Origin of the sequence: Fredinandcohnia onubensis, assembly GCF_002734285.1 — a bacterium.
GTDB lineage: Bacteria > Bacillota > Bacilli > Bacillales > Bacillaceae_L > Ferdinandcohnia > Ferdinandcohnia onubensis_A.
This window is the reverse complement of record NZ_NSEA01000011.1, coordinates 209,419-226,825: the sequence shown is the minus strand read 5'-3', so window position 1 is coordinate 226,825 and position 17,407 is coordinate 209,419. Positions and strand designations below refer to the sequence as shown.

At 36.9% G+C, this 17,407-nt stretch carries 20 protein-coding genes; all 20 read left to right on the top strand.

Going from position 1 to position 17,407, the window contains the following annotated elements:
- Positions 1 to 312: BtpA/SgcQ family protein (locus tag CKJ95_RS23375; RefSeq protein ID WP_306475361.1), on the top strand; the 312-nt coding region annotated here is incomplete at its 5' end.
- A 63-nt stretch (positions 313 to 375) separates the two neighbouring features.
- Positions 376 to 1,200 carry a BtpA/SgcQ family protein gene (locus tag CKJ95_RS12490; protein WP_099353754.1) on the top strand — a complete coding sequence of 275 codons (825 nt, stop codon included), beginning with the start codon at positions 376 to 378 and terminating at the stop codon, positions 1,198 to 1,200.
- A gap of 172 nt (positions 1,201 to 1,372) precedes the next feature.
- The gene (locus tag CKJ95_RS12485; protein WP_099353753.1) at positions 1,373 to 2,347 is read left to right on the top strand and encodes a nucleoside hydrolase; all 975 of its coding nucleotides are present in this window, start codon (positions 1,373 to 1,375) and stop codon (positions 2,345 to 2,347) included.
- A 97-nt stretch (positions 2,348 to 2,444) separates the two neighbouring features.
- Positions 2,445 to 3,965: an amidohydrolase family protein gene (locus CKJ95_RS12480; RefSeq protein WP_180271497.1), complete on the top strand. Its 1,521-nt coding sequence runs from the start codon at positions 2,445 to 2,447 to the stop codon at positions 3,963 to 3,965.
- A 26-nt stretch (positions 3,966 to 3,991) separates the two neighbouring features.
- Entirely contained in the window at positions 3,992 to 4,600 is a 609-nt protein-coding gene (locus tag CKJ95_RS12475; RefSeq protein ID WP_099353751.1) for an ECF transporter S component, read from the top strand.
- Positions 4,601 to 4,792: 192 nt separating this feature from the next.
- Positions 4,793 to 5,542: an energy-coupling factor transporter transmembrane component T family protein gene (locus CKJ95_RS12470; protein ID WP_099353750.1), complete on the top strand. Its 750-nt coding sequence runs from the start codon at positions 4,793 to 4,795 to the stop codon at positions 5,540 to 5,542.
- Entirely contained in the window at positions 5,539 to 6,402 is an 864-nt protein-coding gene (locus CKJ95_RS12465; RefSeq protein ID WP_099353749.1) for an energy-coupling factor ABC transporter ATP-binding protein, read from the top strand. Before CKJ95_RS12470 ends, CKJ95_RS12465 begins: the two co-directional genes overlap by 4 nt.
- Entirely contained in the window at positions 6,399 to 7,226 is an 828-nt protein-coding gene (locus CKJ95_RS12460; protein ID WP_099353748.1) for an energy-coupling factor ABC transporter ATP-binding protein, read from the top strand. Before CKJ95_RS12465 ends, CKJ95_RS12460 begins: the two co-directional genes overlap by 4 nt.
- Positions 7,227 to 7,277: 51 nt before the next feature.
- Positions 7,278 to 7,946: an aspartate/glutamate racemase family protein gene (locus CKJ95_RS12455; RefSeq protein ID WP_099353747.1), complete on the top strand. Its 669-nt coding sequence runs from the start codon at positions 7,278 to 7,280 to the stop codon at positions 7,944 to 7,946.
- 77 nt (positions 7,947 to 8,023) lie between these two features.
- A complete protein-coding gene (locus CKJ95_RS12450; RefSeq protein ID WP_099353746.1) occupies positions 8,024 to 8,947 on the top strand; it encodes an NAD(P)-dependent oxidoreductase in 924 nt (307 codons plus the stop codon).
- 51 nt (positions 8,948 to 8,998) lie between these two features.
- Positions 8,999 to 10,234, top strand: coding sequence for a 3-oxo-tetronate kinase (gene otnK, locus CKJ95_RS12445; RefSeq protein WP_099353745.1), 1,236 nt, complete (start codon positions 8,999 to 9,001; stop codon positions 10,232 to 10,234).
- A 16-nt stretch (positions 10,235 to 10,250) separates the two neighbouring features.
- Positions 10,251 to 10,844, top strand: a complete 594-nt coding sequence (locus CKJ95_RS12440) for a class II aldolase/adducin family protein (RefSeq protein WP_099353744.1) — start codon at positions 10,251 to 10,253, stop codon at positions 10,842 to 10,844.
- 44 nt (positions 10,845 to 10,888) lie between these two features.
- Positions 10,889 to 11,062 (top strand): XapX domain-containing protein, encoded by a 174-nt coding sequence (locus CKJ95_RS12435; protein WP_099353743.1) that lies wholly within the window; start codon positions 10,889 to 10,891, stop codon positions 11,060 to 11,062.
- Positions 11,063 to 11,271: 209 nt separating this feature from the next.
- Entirely contained in the window at positions 11,272 to 11,607 is a 336-nt protein-coding gene (locus CKJ95_RS12430) for a nucleotidyltransferase domain-containing protein (protein ID WP_099353742.1), read from the top strand.
- 99 nt (positions 11,608 to 11,706) lie between these two features.
- Positions 11,707 to 12,153 carry a DUF6376 family protein gene (locus CKJ95_RS12425; protein ID WP_099353741.1) on the top strand — a complete coding sequence of 149 codons (447 nt, stop codon included), beginning with the start codon at positions 11,707 to 11,709 and terminating at the stop codon, positions 12,151 to 12,153.
- Between the two features lie 159 nt (positions 12,154 to 12,312).
- Positions 12,313 to 12,987, top strand: a complete 675-nt coding sequence (locus tag CKJ95_RS12420) for a GntR family transcriptional regulator (RefSeq protein WP_099353740.1) — start codon at positions 12,313 to 12,315, stop codon at positions 12,985 to 12,987.
- 52 nt (positions 12,988 to 13,039) lie between these two features.
- Positions 13,040 to 14,092 (top strand): NAD/NADP-dependent octopine/nopaline dehydrogenase family protein, encoded by a 1,053-nt coding sequence (locus CKJ95_RS12415; protein WP_099353739.1) that lies wholly within the window; start codon positions 13,040 to 13,042, stop codon positions 14,090 to 14,092.
- 33 nt (positions 14,093 to 14,125) lie between these two features.
- Positions 14,126 to 14,704 (top strand): hypothetical protein, encoded by a 579-nt coding sequence (locus CKJ95_RS12410; RefSeq protein ID WP_099353738.1) that lies wholly within the window; start codon positions 14,126 to 14,128, stop codon positions 14,702 to 14,704.
- A 30-nt stretch (positions 14,705 to 14,734) separates the two neighbouring features.
- Complete coding sequence (locus CKJ95_RS12405) at positions 14,735 to 15,544, top strand: energy-coupling factor transporter transmembrane component T family protein (protein ID WP_099353737.1); 810 nt, start codon at positions 14,735 to 14,737, stop codon at positions 15,542 to 15,544.
- A 40-nt stretch (positions 15,545 to 15,584) separates the two neighbouring features.
- A complete protein-coding gene (locus tag CKJ95_RS12400) occupies positions 15,585 to 17,348 on the top strand; it encodes an ABC transporter ATP-binding protein (protein ID WP_099353736.1) in 1,764 nt (587 codons plus the stop codon).
- Positions 17,349 to 17,407: the final 59 nt, after the last annotated feature.

Below are 17,407 nucleotides of genomic sequence, written 5' to 3'. Positions count from 1 at the left end.
ATAGATGTCTTGGCTCGTGATACAGCCTATCGTGGAATGGCAGACGCTATCATTCTTGCGGGTGAAGAATCAGCTCAACCACCTTCAATTGAGAATCTAGAGGCAGTTAGGGCTGCGGTTCCTGATGTTCCAATCATTATCGGCAGTGGTATGAAAGTTGAAACTGCTCATTTACTTAAATATGCGGATGGGGCTGTCTTTGGATATGGGGCGAAAATTGACGATATCATGACGAACCCAGTTGACGAGGACAAAACTCGTCGCTTCTGCGAAGGTGTAGAAAGAGTAAGAACATCTTTATTAGTTAAGTAGTAAATAGTTCCTAATTGCTTCGGTCTAAATTATAAATTTACAAATAATAAGGAGGAATTTGTTATGAAAACGTCATTTACAAATATTTTTGGTGTAGAAAAACCAGTATTAGGAATGGTTCATTTAGGTCCACTACCCGGATCACCCCTATATGATGGAAATATTGAGCGAGTATTAGAAGCAGCAATCCGTGATGCAAAAAGTCTTGAAAAGGGCGGAGCTAGCTCTGTAATGGTAGAAAACTTTAATGACTACCCATTTTACCCAGAAACAGAGGAACCTGAAACAGTAGCAGCGATGACTTTGATTGCGCACGAAATTCGCCGCGAAGTGAAACTTCCAATGGGAATTAATATTCTACGAAACTCTTGGAAATCTGCGCTAGCAGTTGCAGGAACTGTTGGAGCAGATTTTATTAGACTCAATGTCCTAACAGATGCGTATGTAACTGACCAAGGTCTTATCAACGGTACAGCGCACTTAGTAGCGAGATATCGGAAATTTCTTGGTTTAGAGAACAAAGTCAAGATTTTTGCTGACATTCAAACAAAACATGCTGCTCCATTAGCGGCTCGACCAATAGATGTCTTGGCTCGTGATACAGCTTATCGTGGAATGGCAGACGCTATCATCCTTGCCGGTGAGGAATCAGCTCAACCTCCTTCAATTGAGAATTTAGAGGCAGTAAGGAATGCAGTCCCTGATGTTCCAATCATTATCGGCAGTGGAATGAAGGTTGAAACTGCCCACCTACTAAAATATGCGGATGGGGCAGTCTTTGGATATGGGGCAAAAATTGATGATATCATGACGAACCCAGTAGATGAGGACAAAACACGTCGCTTCTGCGAAGGCGTAGATAAAGAAAGAAACGCTCAATTGGTTTAGTAGTACACGGTTTTAATAGAATCAGAGTTTGAAGGTTTTGGGGCCACTTTTGGCCCCTTATACAAACCAAAACTTTACTCTAATAAGAGTTTGGTACTAATTCATCCCACTATATTTTTACTATAAATAGAGGGACAAAATTTAAAAATATGTAAGGGGAGAACTAGAAATTATGGTGGAACGAGTAATTATTGACACTGATCCGGGTGTCGACGACCTTGCCGCAATCTATCTTGCGCTCGCGTCCCCGGAGCTACGTGTCGAAGCTTTGACAACAGTATATGGAAATATTGAGGTGGAAACTGCAACGCATAATGCGCTGTCATTACTTGAATTAGCAGGTAGAACTGATATTCCCGTTTACCGTGGAGCTAGCAAACCTCTCATACGTGAACCATACTTTGCCAAGCACATTCACGGCAACAATGGTTTTGGTGGCGTAGAGGCCCCAAGCCCTACTGTATCCGAGGCGAGGGAGTATGCAGCAATGGAGATTGTAAGGCGCTGTAACGAAGCCCCAAATGAAATCACTATTTTAGCGTTGGGGCCAGTAACCAATGTTGCTCTTGCTCTCTCAATAGACCCGAATCTAGCAGAGAAGGTGAAAAGAATCATTGTTATGGGTGGTGCAGTACGTGTTGCTGGAAATTATTCACCTGTGGCGTCTTTTAATCTAGCAAGTGATCCTGAGGCCGCAAAAGTAATGTACCAATCGGGTGCGCCAATCGTTCAGGTAGGTCTCGATGTTTGTACAAAGGTGAGAATTTCACAAGAAAATCTTGAACGCATTAGGGTTACGAATACTCGCCCAGGAGCTTTCCTCTTAGAGGCAGCTGAATTCCGACGTAAAGCATATATTGCGGCCCAGCAATCTTTAGAAACGGAGACAGGCGTATATTTTAATGACGTACCAGCCGTAGCCTATGCGCTTTGGCCAGAACTCTTTGAAGTGCAGCCAGCCTTTGTTTCGATTGAGACGGCGGGGGAACTGACAGCTGGTCAGACTGTTGCTGAGTTTACAGGACAATGGGGTCATTCAGAACATAATACCTCAATCCTTATGGATGTGGACGGGGAGAGCGTTGCAAAAAGTTTTGCTGAGCGTATTTCAACATTAGAAACAAGATATGCTGAGCCTTATAAATAAAGGCAATTGTAGTTCAATTATAGAAAACGAATAGAAATCCCAATTTTTTTGTCATTATTCTTTTATATAGTTATTTAGTACTTAAAGGGGTGACATGATGTCAACTCTCATTAAAAACGCCACAATTATTACGATGGACGATAATGCAAGTATCATCCAGGGCAGTATTTTGGTGGAAGATGGGTTCATAAAGGAAGTTATCCCACACAACTTTGGGAGTGAACCTACGATTCAGGCCTATGAAACAATTGACGGGTCTGAAATGATTGTAATGCCTGGTATGACAAATGCACATTATCACTCCTATTCGAATCTATTGAGAGGGACAACTAGCGATTTTCCATTAGAAATATGGTCCCTTTATACAACGGCATATGGCTATTCGCTTGATGATGAAGATATATACAATGCGGTGCTTTTAGGTTTAATAGACATGATCAAAAGTGGTATTACTAGTTGTATTGACCATTTTCCACATATAAAAAGATCAGAAGCAGCACTTAAAGCATATGAGGCTTCATCAATCAGAGTTGGATTTGCACCAATGATGCATGATGTACCAGATCATCATTTTCTTCCAGTTGAGTTACCAATAGAACTGAAGAGGAAACTTGATGAAACATCACCAATATCAGTCGAAGAAATGAGAGCGTTTTATATATCTCTAATTAACAAGTGGCAAGATAAGAATAATAGAATTCAAATTTTAATAGGTCCAAATGCACCGCAGCGATGTTCGGAGGAAATGCTTGCGTTAAGTAAAGAATTAAGTGATCAACATGGAGCATATGTTCATACTCATCTTTTGGAAACGAAAATTCAAAAGGAAATCGGGGATGCTACGTTTTCGGGTGGAATAGTAGGCAGACTACATGAGCAGCAATTGCTCTCAAAACGACTGTCCACTCCCCATTCTATCTGGCTTGAAGATGATGAGTTAAACATTTTAGCGAGGCATGGTGTTTCTCTTGTTCATAATCCGGTTAGTAATATGATGCTTGGGAGTGGGAGAGCAAAAATCTCATCCTATCTCCAAAAAGGGATTAATGTAGCCTTGGGAACAGATTCCTCCAATTGTGGGATCTCTCATAACCTTTTTGAAGCAATGAGGATAGCTGTTATGCATAGTCGACAAGAACAATCTAACTTCAACGAATGGCTAAAACCAATAGATGTGCTTAAAATGGCTACAACTGGCGGAGCATACTTACTAGGTGAAGAGAAAAAGCGAGGGAAAATTAAACAAGGTTATGAAGCTGATCTAGTGCTGTTAACCAAACAATCACCTGCTTTGGCTATGAATGCAGATCTCATCTCTCAGCTTGTGTATTACGAGAATGGAAGTTCGATTGAGTCGGTAATGGTCAAGGGAGAATGGGTCCTTAAGAATCGTAAAATTACTTCTTTTGATGAAGAGGCGGTCCTGCAATCGGTAAAAGAAAAATATGAATCTCTTGTTGAAAAAAGTAGATCAAGCCTTCAATTGGCGAATGAATATGAACCATACTTCACCAAAATGTATGAAAAAATTCATCATAATTTGGGGGAGAAAAAAGCTAGTAGAAGATTGGATTCTACTAATGAACATGTAATTCTTGAAGAAAATAAAACTCTGTAAAACCCATATAAAAAGGAGGACGAAATATGAAAAGTATAAAAAAAGATTTTACACTTATTGCCATCTTGCTCATTCCCATCGGTGTCGCAGTCAATGTAGTTGCTGGGGAATTGGTTGAATTACTAAAAATCCCTCTCTTCTTAAATCAGATTGGCACGATGATTGTTGCGATGGTAGCTGGTCCTTGGGTTGGTGCAGTAACAGGTGGGGTCTCAAAACTAATATTTGGGATATTCAACCCTACTCAGTTGGCGTTTATGCCGGTTGCCATGGCTTCAGGAATCGTTGTAGGTCTCCTAGCAAAAAAGGGAATGACCAAAAATGTTTGGAAAGTTGCTTTTACAGGTTTTATTGTCGCGATTGTTGCGATATTAATCGCGACTCCGACAACGGTTATTGTATTTGGTGGGGCTTCTGGAACGGGGTCAGATACTATCACTGCCGTACTTTTAGCTTCAGGCAAAGAGATATGGACAGCAGTTATTACTCAAAAGATATTTGTTGAAAGTATTGATAAAATACTTTCGATAATGGTTGCCTATATGATTGTTAGGAAGATGTCAGATCAATATCTCTCTAAACAAAACTATGGTCACTTATATATTAATAACAACAATAATAAACTAGGAGCTTAAAAGAATTTCATAAAAGCATGGGGTGAAACTGTCGATAAATCTGCTGTCACTGCATCACTCACCCCATAAAGTCGTGTTTCTACTATCCTTATATATATTTTAGGTAAATAAGAGGGCTTGAGAGTATTAACCCAATTTTTTGCCATGAATCAGCGAAAAAATGAACCTTAATATGAGAGGGGAGATACACATATGGAAAAACTAAGAAGCTTTATTCTAAATCTTTATCCAACTACTAAATTCTTTGTAGCCGTCTTTTTGATGATTACTCCATTACTGTTACCAGGTTATATATATTCATATTTGGCCCCCGTTTTGTGCTTAATAATTGCGATGGTAGCTGGAAAAACAAAGCTATATGTCGACATCGTCTTTAAGGGATTGGTATCGATTGTTGTCATGATTTTTCTTTTGCAATCATTTTTCTATCCAGGAGATACCATATTATGGTCGTGGAGCATATTCTCCATTAAACAAGAAGGAATTGATTTTAGTTTACAATTAACATCCAAAATATTAGCGGTGGGATCAGCAATTGTTTTATTTTTCCAGATTACAAAAATTAATGATCTATCCCGTTCCTTAGAAATATTAGGAGTTTCGCCAAAAGCTACCTATGTACTTTCATCCGCACTTAATATTATTCCAGAGATGAGGCTGCATTTATTACGAATTATGGATGCACAAAGAACTCGCGGTGTTGAAACTGAAGGAAATCTCAGTATAAGAATGAAAGCATTTATCCCGGCATTAACCCCATTGATATTATCATCATTTTCAAGCACAGATGAGAAAGCTATCACTTTAGAATCTAGGGCTTTTACAGCCCGTACCAAAAAGACCAGTTTACACCAATTGGAAAAGACTAAGAGTGATAGTTTAGTAAGAGTTATATTATTAATTTTATTTGTTTCCATCTTGATCTGGAGGTATTTCTTATGAGTGGAATAGAGATCAGAAATCTATCTTACAAGTACCCTACTGGAAGGGAAAAGGTTTTGCATGATATTAATCTTTCGATAGAAAGCGGAAAGTTTTATGCCTTCATTGGTGTTAATGGCGGGGGAAAGACAACACTTTGTAATGTTATTCGAGGTTTTATTCCACATTTTTTTAAGGGAGATAGAAGTGGAGAAGTGTTGATTGATGGTAAGGATGTTACTGATTGGGATACAAGTGATCTTGCGCAGAAGGTGGGTTTTGTCTTCCAAAATCCTTTTACCCAAATCAGTGGTGTAAAAGAAACTGTTTTTGATGAAATAGCTTTTGGACTGGAGAATCTAGGGGTTGAAGTTAGCGTTATTAAACAGAAAGTTCAAGACATCATTAGCTTGCTTGGGATTGAGTATATCCAACACAAAAACCCGAATGAGCTATCAGGTGGACAAAAACAAAGAGTGGCTTTAGCGTCGATTATCGTAATGGAGCCAGATATTCTTATTTTTGATGAACCAACATCACAATTGGATCCACAAGGTACCGAGGAAATATTTAAAGCAATCGATATTATGAAGAAAAAAGGAAAAACAATTATATTAGTAGAGCATAAAATCGAATTAATTGCTGAATATGCAGATTATGTAGTCGTTCTTCAGGATGGACATATTAAGAGACAAGGAAGAACGGAAGATGTGCTTTCTGAAGAAGATACACAGGACTATGGTGTAGGATTAACCCAGTATACATTATTAGATTTACAAATGAGAAAACACAATATGAATACAGAAAGAATTCCTATTACTGAAAGAGACTCCGTTCAAGTGATGAAACAATGGATGGAATTACAAGGGGTGAAATCATGAGCTTTTTAACTTTAAATGACGTTACCTATTGTTATCCAAATGGTTTTAAAGCTGTTGAAAATGTCAGCATGTCTTTCGAAAAAGGTGAATCGGTAGCCATAATTGGACAAAATGGGGCTGGGAAAACAACAACAGTGAAAATGATGAATGGATTAATAAAGCCAACACAAGGTGATGTTATCATTGATGGCTTGAATACAAAAGATTATACGACAGCTCAGATTTCGAAAAAGGTAGGTTATGTATTTCAAAATCCTGATGATCAAATTTTCCATGAAAATGTAAGAAGTGAAATCAGGTTTGGGCCTAAGAACCTTGGGTTTTCGGAGCAGAAGATTGAAGAAAACGTAATGAAGGCAGCAGAATTGACAGGAATTGTGCCATTCTTAAATATACATCCGTATAACTTACCTTATTCTCTGAAGAAATTTGTCACAATTGCCTCGGTAATTGCGATGGATACAGACACGATTATCTTAGATGAGCCAACAGCTGGTCAAGACTCATTAGCCATTGAAAGATTAGGGTTCATTATTGATTCATTAGTTCGAGAAGGGAAAACTATTATTACCATTACACATGATATGGAATTTGTCGTTAATAACTTTGAACGTGTCATCGTGATGGCAAATAAGAGAGTAGTTGAGGATAATCATAAGCAAGAAATTTTCTGGAATCTTGGTGTCTTGGAAGAAGCGATGTTAAAACAGCCTCATATCAGTCGATTAAGTAATACATTAAATCTTAATGAAAAAGTATTAGATATTAATCAAATGATAGATGTACTAAAAAAAACATCAGGTAAGTTAGAGGTTACTCTATAAAATGTAGCAATATGAAACTCTCTAACTACTAAAAAATAGAGGAGAATCGAAATGAAAATTGGTATTATTCATGCAACTTGTAATGCAGTACCACCTTTAAATGCAGCTTTTAAACAACTAGCACCTGAAGTAACGGTTTTAAACTTTGTTGATGAAAATATTCAGTACCACGCGAATCAAATTAATGGACTCGATGACAAATTATATCGAGATTTTGTCAATATGGCCAATAAAGCACAAGAAGCGGGAGTAGATGCGATTATTGTAGCATGCACCGTACTGACCCCTGTAGTGGATACTGTTAAGCCATTTATCTCAGTACCAATCTTTGCGGTGGATCGTCCGATGTTAGAGAAGGCGGTTTACAATTACAAAAAAATAGGGGTTGTGGCAACAACAGCACCATCTGGACCAGCAACAAAAGCCCAATTAGAGAAACTTGCCAATGAATTGGAAAAAGAGATTGTAGTAGAAACACAAATTACCACTCAGGCTATGACTGAATTGAAAGCTGGTAATGAAGAAGAGCATAATCGTCTTAACCGTATTGCGGCAGCGGAGCTAAAAGAAAAAGGATGCGATGTCATCATTCTTGCACAAATTACACAGGCATGCGCAGAATCTGAAACGAGCACATTAGGACTTCCAGTGTTGACAAGTCCGAAAGAAGCAGTAAATGCAGTTATGGGTGCTTTAGAGCGAGAAGAAGTAAATAGTTAGTGAGTACGAACTTATACAATACCATCCGAGTTTCATCATAGAACTGCAAAAACTTCAAGTAAAAGGAGAGATTTTCAATGAAAGTAAGTTTTATAGGATTAGGCGTAATGGGTACAGGAATGGCATTTAATCTTGCAAAAGGTGAAAAAGAAGGTGAGTATGATTATCTAGTGTGTGATGCAAATCCAAATGCGTTAGAGCAATTCAAGGCTCAAGGGATTAAAACCACAACGAATGTGATGGATACAGCAGATAGTGATTATGTATTTCTCTGTCTACCAGACTTAGAGATTGTAAAAAGTGTTGTATTAGGCGAAAACGGCTTATTAAAATATATGGAACCAGGTCAGAAGATTGTTGACTTTAGCACGATTAGTTATTTAGGCGCCATCGAAATTGCAGAAACCTGTAAAGAGAACGGAATCGAATATATGGATTGTCCTATTTCTGGACATCCGAGAACAACTGTAGATGGAACGCTTAGTATCATGTGTGGTGGGGACGAAGAATTATTTAACACAATAAAACCTATGCTTGATCGTATGGGAAAACAAATTCTCTATATGGGTGAAATCGGGGCAGGACAACTGACGAAGATGATTAATAACTGTGTATTAAATATTTGTTGTGCTAGCTTTAGTGAACTATTACCTGTTGGTGTAAAGCTTGGTTTAGACCCGGAAAAACTTGGTGACGTTTTAATGACAGCAACAGGATCAAGTTTTGCTTCAAAAACATTGATTCCTAAAATATTAGAAGGAAATTTTGAACATAGTTTTTCACTAGAGAGAGCATATAAGGATATGGAAAGTATGAACGAAGTATTAATGAAATACCAAATTCCACTACCAACTTTGAGTGGAACCATGCAAACATATCAACTTGCATTACAAAACGGACACGGTGATTACTACAAGCATGCAATGATTCGTTACTTTGAAGATATGTTGGGCGTGGAAGTACGTAAAAAGAATATTGAAGAGGCACAATTGGTTAAATAACAGTCATGATTAGAAAAATCATCTTGGAATAAATAAAAAGGGGTGAATCTAATGCTGTTTGGAGTTATTGCAGATGATTTTACCGGCGGAAGTGATATTGCTTCCTTTTTTGTAAAAGGTGGACTGAGTACGGTTTTATACAATGGAGTACCAAAAGGGGAGGAGGCTCACCAGGCAGAGGTCTGTGTCTTAGCGTTAAAAACACGTACTCAAGAGCGTAATGAAGCTGTCAAAGATTCACTCGAGGCGATAGGCTGGTTAAAAGAGCGAGGTGCACAACAGTTTTATATAAAATATTGCTCCACATTTGATTCTACAGCTGAGGGTAATATTGGACCTATTTGTGATGCTGTAATGGAAGAGCTAGGAGTTCCTTATACGATTCTTTGTCCTGCACTTCCGGTAAATGGACGTACTGTTAAAAAAGGATGTTTATATGTAAATGGAGTTCCATTGCATAAGAGTCCGATGAAGGATCATCCACTTACACCAATGTGGGATTGTGATCTAGTTCGTTTAATGGAGGCACAAAGCAGATTTCCAAGTGTGAAAATGTCAGATGCTTTATACAAGGAAGAAGTAGATGAACTAATTACAAGAATAACAACACAAAGTACGCATTCACATTTTTATATCGTGCCAGATTACGAGATAGAAGAAGATGCGGAAAAGCTGGTTCAGTTATTTGGAGGACTCAAACTTATAACTGGTGGTAGTGGCCTTGCATACCCATTGGCGAAAATGTATAAGGAAAATGCAAAAGCAGGTGGATTTGAACGATCTAATTCACCAGCGTTACTATTAGCGGGAAGTTGCAGTGAAGCGACTCGAATCCAGATTGTTGAATATCAAAAATCAGGTGGTAAAACCTATTTCTTAGATCCACTTAAATTGATTTCAGGTGAAGAATCAGTCGAGAAGATTTGGAATGTGATTTCTCAAAACAAAGAAGAATCAATCTTAGTATATAGCAGCGACACACCTGAGAATGTGAAACGGATTCAGCAACAAGGTAAAGAAGATGTTGTTGCGAAATTAGAAAAGGCAACTGCAGATTTAGCAGAACTTGCAGTTCAAGCTGGGTTCCATAGAATCATTGTTGCAGGCGGAGAAACGAGTGGAGCTGTAGCAAAAAGGCTTGGGTATAATGGATACCATATAGGAGATAGTATCGCACCTGGAGTACCCATCATGATACCAATAGAAGATAATCAAATTCGAATGGTGTTTAAGAGTGGAAACTTTGGAAAATCTGATTTTTTCCTTCAAGCCTTATCTTTAACATAAGAGAGAAGTGGTAAATATGGATCATACATTAGATAAGAAGATTGAAGATGCTATTTGGGTTGCCAAAAGTCTCTTTCAGCGAGGTAAAGCAAGTGGAAGTGTTGCGAATCTAAGCTTTCTACATGAAGATAAAATTTATGTGACTGCGACCGGAACATGCTTTGGAACTCTGAAACCAGAAGAGTTTGCTGTTATGGACTTGGATGGAATTCAATATGATGAAGTAAAACCAAGCAAGGAATGGCCGTTACATTTGTCCGTATACAAAGCTAAACCAGATACTGGAGCAGTTCTTCATGTGCATAGCACTTATAGTGTGCTTTGGAGTTGTCTACCTGATCTAAATGAATCAGATTGTATGCCGGATCATACTCCATATTTAAAAATGAAATTGGGAACTGTGGGCTTAATTCCATATGAAAAACCCGGTAGTCAAGAATTGTTTAACGTATTTGAAAAACGCGTAAATGCTAGTGATGGCTGGCTGTTGAGCCATCACGGCCCGGTTGTACCAGGTAAAGATATCATGGAAGCATTTTTTGCATTAGAAGAATTAGAGGAAAGTGCGCACATTGCTTGGGAGCTTCGAAAACTAATACAGAGTGACTAAGAAATTTTGTCACACTTTAAAAGAAGGTGAAGAGGGTGAAGATAATGTTGCATATTATATTAGCTGTTTTTGCTGGTTTACTGATTGGCTTTTTATTTGGACTGACTAAACTACCGATTCCAGCACCACCAACTTTATCTGGTATTGGAGGAATTCTAGGTATTTATTTAGGATATAAAATATATTTATCTATCTTACCTGTAATAACAAAGTTATAAGCAAAAAGACCTTGTCGGATGTTCCGCAAGGTCTTTTTCCATTAAATTGCGTGATGATGAAACCCGAACAACTATTGTAAAGAAGAAAATTTGGGTAATGACAGTCACTAATTATGGCATTCTTTTAAATATTGGGACACACGGTTAATACTAAAGGTGTATACATTATTTAAAAGAAGAATAGAGGTGTCATTCTGGGTACTGTTGAGGTGTACGGATTAAGTCAATATTCCAAGGGTGAACTTACATCAATAATCATGTCTCATATCGACGAAACACTTGATGATTTTGATCTCGACATTAAGAAGATAGCCATTATCGGGAGTCGTTTATACGGCAATTTTCATGCTGAAAGCGACTTGGATATTGTCATCGAATATAGTGGAACTGAACGAGAAGATGATGTTTTTCATAATCTTATGGAGGAACCTCTTTATATCGACCATATAAAAGTTGATTTTTTGCCGTATTGGGATTTAAATGGTGAAGGCATTGGGAATCGCAAGCATATTGTTCTTTTTGATGATTCATATCATTATTACTAATATATGACGTTGGAAACACATGGGGCTAGCTAAGAAAAATGAAACCTTTCCCGTTTTGTATCGTATATATGGTATGCTTACAAAACAGGAGGGGATATAGTGAAGAAACGATTTTTAGTATTTTCTTTAATAGGGTTACTATTTCTTGGGGCTTGTTCCGTCCTTGAGGATGTTAATAATACATTAACGTATGTGAATGAGGCAACGGATTATGTAAATGAGGTAAGTACTTTTGTTAACGAGGCTCCCAGCCTAGCCGAACAGGCTGTTACCGATGAGCAAGCAAGAGCAGATCTTGAAACGATGTTAACTGAAATGCAGGAAGACATGAATTCATTTAACGCGCTTCAACCACCAGGAGTCGCAGAGGATCTTCATCAGCAAATCGTCGATTATAACCAACAGGCAGAAGAAGGCGTTAATTTGTATCTTGATAATATCGAGAATGGACAATTCGACCCAGCTCTTCTTGAAAATAGTGAGCTATTTCAAACGTTGCAGAACGTAACTAATACAATAGATCAGATCCAACAGTTGGGCAATTAAACATAAACCAGGCGCAGCTCTTTTTAATAGGGCTAGCGCCTGGTTTATTATTTTCATTATTTTATAAAAAATATACTAAATTTTCTTTACATTTAAAACATTTAGAAATATAATTGTATACAATTATTCAAATATTTTTATATTTTAGGAGGTGAAAAAATGCATGTGAAAAAACCGACGTTGACAAGAGTTTCTGCAAAAGACATTGCTTACTCAGAAATAAAGGAGCGTATTCTTAAATGTTCTTTCAAGCCTGGGGAACAGATCGTTGAAGATGAGTTAGCGAAAGAATTAGAGATTAGTAGAACACCACTAAGAGAGGCGCTTCAACGTTTAGAAATAGAGGAGTTAGTTGAACGACAGTCAAACGGTCGTTTAAAGGTTGCATCTATTTCTGTACAAGAAGTGAAGGAACTATTTCTTGTCCGAAGCTTGTTAGAAGGAATTATTATTGTCGAGGCAATTGATAATATTACTGAAAATGACATTAAGCATCTTGCGTATCATGCTTTTATGATTAAAAATAATTCAAGTGAAAACAACTATGAGGATGTAGATCATTTTGGAGGTCAGTTTCACACAACTCTTTATACTCTTAGCAACAACCAGACAGTTATAAAAATTTTATTTCAATTAAATGATAAAATCTCTAGATATAGGCGTCTAGCACATCAAGTGGATACAAAGAAAACCTCAGATGAGCATGAGACAATCCTGAACTTTATTATTCAGAAGGATAAATTAAATGCAGAAATAGCAATCAAAAAACATATTTTAGATTCTATGGAACAAGCCGTAATGGGGGTGAAACAATATCTAGAATCTTTAAAGTGACAGATCGTTTTATAGGTTACGTTTTAAATTAATAGATGCAAGGAGGAGTTATATGTCTTTTGCGGTTATTGGAGCAGGTAATACAGGTCAAGCTATTGCTGCATACCTCTCTCTACAAGGAAAGAAAGTTAAGCTTTATAGTCGAAGTCCGGTAAAAGCAGAAATTCTATCGTTTCAGGGTCTAGAACTAAAAGGGATCTATTCAGGAAAAGTTCCAATCCAAGCAACACCTCATATTGAAGAGGTAATTGAAGATGCGGAATACATTATTATAACAACTACGGCTTCGGGCCATAAACCTATATTCAAACAGCTAAAGCCACATTTGAGAGAGAATCAAACTATTGCAATATTCCCTGGATATTGGGGAGCAATTGAATGCAGAGAAGTTCTTGGTAACGATATTGAAGAAAAGAATCTTACAATCGCGGAAACAAGCGCAATGCCTTTTATTTCAAAAGCAGAATCCACTGGTACTGTAACAATCAGTAGAATTAAGCAAAATGTACAAATTAGTGTAATACCTACCTCTAAGAATCTTACTATCTCAAAATACTTCCTAGAAACATTCCCACAATTAATTTCAGCAAACAATGTTATTGAAACATCTTTAAACAACTCTAACGTCGTAGTACATACTCCAATTACATTATTTAACGCTAGTAGAATTGACTCTGCAAGTGAATTTAGATTTTACGGTGACGGAACATCACCATTGACTGTATCATACGTTGAAAAACTTGATGAGGAAAGGATCAGACTTGCTGAACATTTTAATATAGAGACACAAAGTATCCTATCTATCTTAAACGAGTTCTATAAAACTGATTTTCCAACTTTACTAGAAGCTTTACCAGGGTTATTCCCAGACGGATTGGCACCAACCACTTTAGACTATAGATATATTACCGAGGATATTCCATTTGGGCTTGTGCCTATATCAGAGTTAAGTAGAAAAATAGGGTTAGAAACTCCATATACAGACTCACTTATTAATACTGCTTCACTGTTAATGGAAAAAGACTTTAGATCGGATGGTGTCAGTTTTGAGGGACATACAGCAGAAGATATTAATCGTTTGAAAGGGCTTACTCAATATATTTAAACAAAAAATAATGAATATGTAGGAGGTTATGTGATGACACAAGTAGAGTTAGGTACAAAGCTTTCAATGGTAAAAAGAAAGGTAACAGCTGTTGATTTAATTACCATCGTAATATTTGCAGTCTTATATCGTGTACTCTGGTATTTCTTCAAATTTGCTGGTGTTGTTTTCCCGTTCAACCATACTTTTGTTTACTTGTTCTGTGCTTTTGCTTTAGTGCTATGTTGGGTAGTTGTAAGAAAGCCTTATGCATCAGTTTATTTTACCGCCGCGTGGTGTGCCATTAACTTCTTTCTACAAGGCGAACTTCCAATCTATTGGATTCTAGTTGTCATTGCACCAATTCTACCTGAATTGTATTTGAATAGCAGAAGTAAAGCTTTTGCAAACCCTAGTGATGTTTATTCTAGTACAAAGGATTTGATTGTAGCAGCCGTACTTTACAATGCGATTTATGAAATTTTTGTTTGGTGGAGTATTGTTTATCCATATCAAATACCAGTACCATTCCATTTAATTGTTATTGTTTTTGCGATTTCTGTTGTTGGAATGATTATTGGAACAGTCATTGCTAAGCCTCTTGGGCTAAAATTAAAAGCTCTTTTAGGATAATGAATATTGATTTGTATGGAGGTGTAAGCTATGGCAGCAAGCGATTTTGTTGTAAATCTAGATAAAGGAACGTGGGTTCATAAGTTGGACCCACGTGCTAAATTACTTTTAATAATCGGATTCGTCGTAACACCATTGTTATTTATGGATCCCCTCTATTTAACGATTATCCTGCTGATGGGTATACCTATTTGGTTATCAGCGAAGATTCATATGAAATCAATTATGCCTTTACTTGGCACAATCGTTATACTTGCCATGTCAGCAGTTATTTTCTCTACTTTTTATAATTATGAACAAGCAAATGCCAATGTCCTATTTTCAATCGGTTCGCTTCAAGCGACAGATATCGGCCTATATTCTGGTTTGGTGCTTGGATACAGAATTGCTATACCATGTTTTATGACAATTGTTATTATAACGACAACTGATCCTGCGTTGTTGGCAAAGGGTTTAATGAAGATGAAGGTTCCTATGAACATCGCCTTTATGTTTTTAGGAACATTAAGGTTCTTCCCATTAGTTTTCGAAGAATTAACAAATATCTCAAATGCGCAAACCATTAGAGGCGTTAATAAAAAAGGGATAAGAGGAAGTTGGAACAGTTTTAAATTAGCGGCGTTTCCTCTACTGATTAATTCGTTAAGAAGAAGTAGAACAATGGGACTTGCTGTGGAAAGTAAAGGATTTAGCAAAATGGCTTGGCGGGAATATTATCAAGATATGAAACTTGAAAACAAAGATTATGTAGTCATCGTTCTAACCATTGTATTCTTTGCCGGTGCGTTGTATGTAAGATATGGTCTCGGATTAGGCGCAGATAATTCATTTATAGCATAAGTACAATGTTACACTAAATCCTTTGCAAAGGAGCGAACTTATGAGCACAGATTCAATTATTCATGTAAAAGATCTTAATTTTTCGTATCCTAATGTCGATAAAAAAACGTTAAAAAATATTAATTTACAAGTAAACAAGGGAGAATTCGTCCTTATATCAGGTACAAGTGGAAGTGGAAAGACAACCTTAGCAAAATGTCTCAATGGAATTATTCCGCATTTATCTGAAGGAAACCTAGAAGGTGACATTGTTATTAATGGAAAAAACACTCAATACGTTCCAATGCATGAACTTTCATCCGAGATAGGAATGGTATTTCAGAACCCAGAAGATCAGATTTTTTCAATACGTGTAGAGGACGAAGTGGCATTCGGAGTAGAATGTCAGGGCTATACACAAGCAGAGATTAAAAAACGCGTTGCGTACGGTCTTCAGAAGTTACGATTAGAAGATATTAAAAAGCATATTACGTTTTCCTTATCAGGTGGACAGAAGCAAAAAGTTTCCATAGCTAGTAACCTAGCGATGTTACCATCTATCCTCATACTTGATGATCCGACCACTGACCTTGATCCGGTTAGTAAGCAGGAAGTAATGGATATTCTTGCCGAGTTAAAGCAAGAACTAGATACTACTTTTCTAATTATTGAGCATGATCTGAATGATTTAATTGAATTTATAGATCGAGTGGTTATCATGCATGAGGGGGAAGTCTTGTATAATGGGTGTCCTGGTGAAATCTTTAATAAACATTTTTATGAACTAAATGAATTAGGGATAAGAATCCCTGATCATATAAGACTTGCAAAATATTTATTTGAAAAAGGTTTTACTTTAGATACTTTTCCTATAACGAAAAAGGAAGTTTTGGAGTGGGCAAAGCAACTCTTAAAATCTAAGAAGTTAACATTTCCAGAACAAAAAAATAAGCCGAAACAGGATTATTCCGAATTGGTTGCAACTTTACGAAAAGTAGATTTTAGTTATAGTAAAGAAAAACAAATACTCCATGATATTAATTTAGACATCCGAAAAGGTGGACTATTAGCAATCGTAGGTCATAATGGGTGTGGGAAGTCTACACTAATGAAGAACTTAATAGGACTGTTAAAACCTACACATGGGGATGTCGAAATCAACTCTAAAAATACGAAAAAGAGCAAGGTTCAAGATATCATTTTAGATATTGGATATGTTTTTCAAAACCCAGATAATCAGTTGTTCTGTAACACTGTTGAAGATGAAATTAAATTTGGGTTAAAAAATAGAGGCTATGCGGAAGACATTATTAATCAACAATTGGAGTTAGCTATTAATACAGTTGGACTTCAAAATAAAAGAAAAGAACATCCTTTCTCTCTGAGTAGAGGAGAACGTCAAAGATTAGCAGTCGCAACCATGTTAGTGTCAAATCCGAAAATTATTCTGTTAGACGAACCAACTACGGGACAGGATGAACAAAACTTAAAGTCGTTATTATCCTTAATGGAAACGTTAATCAAGAATAATCAAGCAACCATTGTTATGATTACTCATGATATGGAAGTGGTAGCTCAGTATGCTAGTAGAGTGGTTGTAATCGACGCAGGAAAAGTTGTGATGGAAGGAGAGCCGAATGACGTATTCTTTAGTAATTATGAAAAGCTACGTTCATTAAAGCTCAAGCCGCCAATTATTTCTCAATTTTCTGCAGAGCTAAGTGAATTTGGATTTCCTCATGTCTCGAATTGGAATAGATTCAGTGAGCAATATATTCAAAAAGATAAAGATCTAATGACGGATTCTGAAAGATCGATTGTTTAGTAACAACTTTTAAAGCACGTAATGCAAAAGCTATGATTAATCTAACTTACGATTAGTCA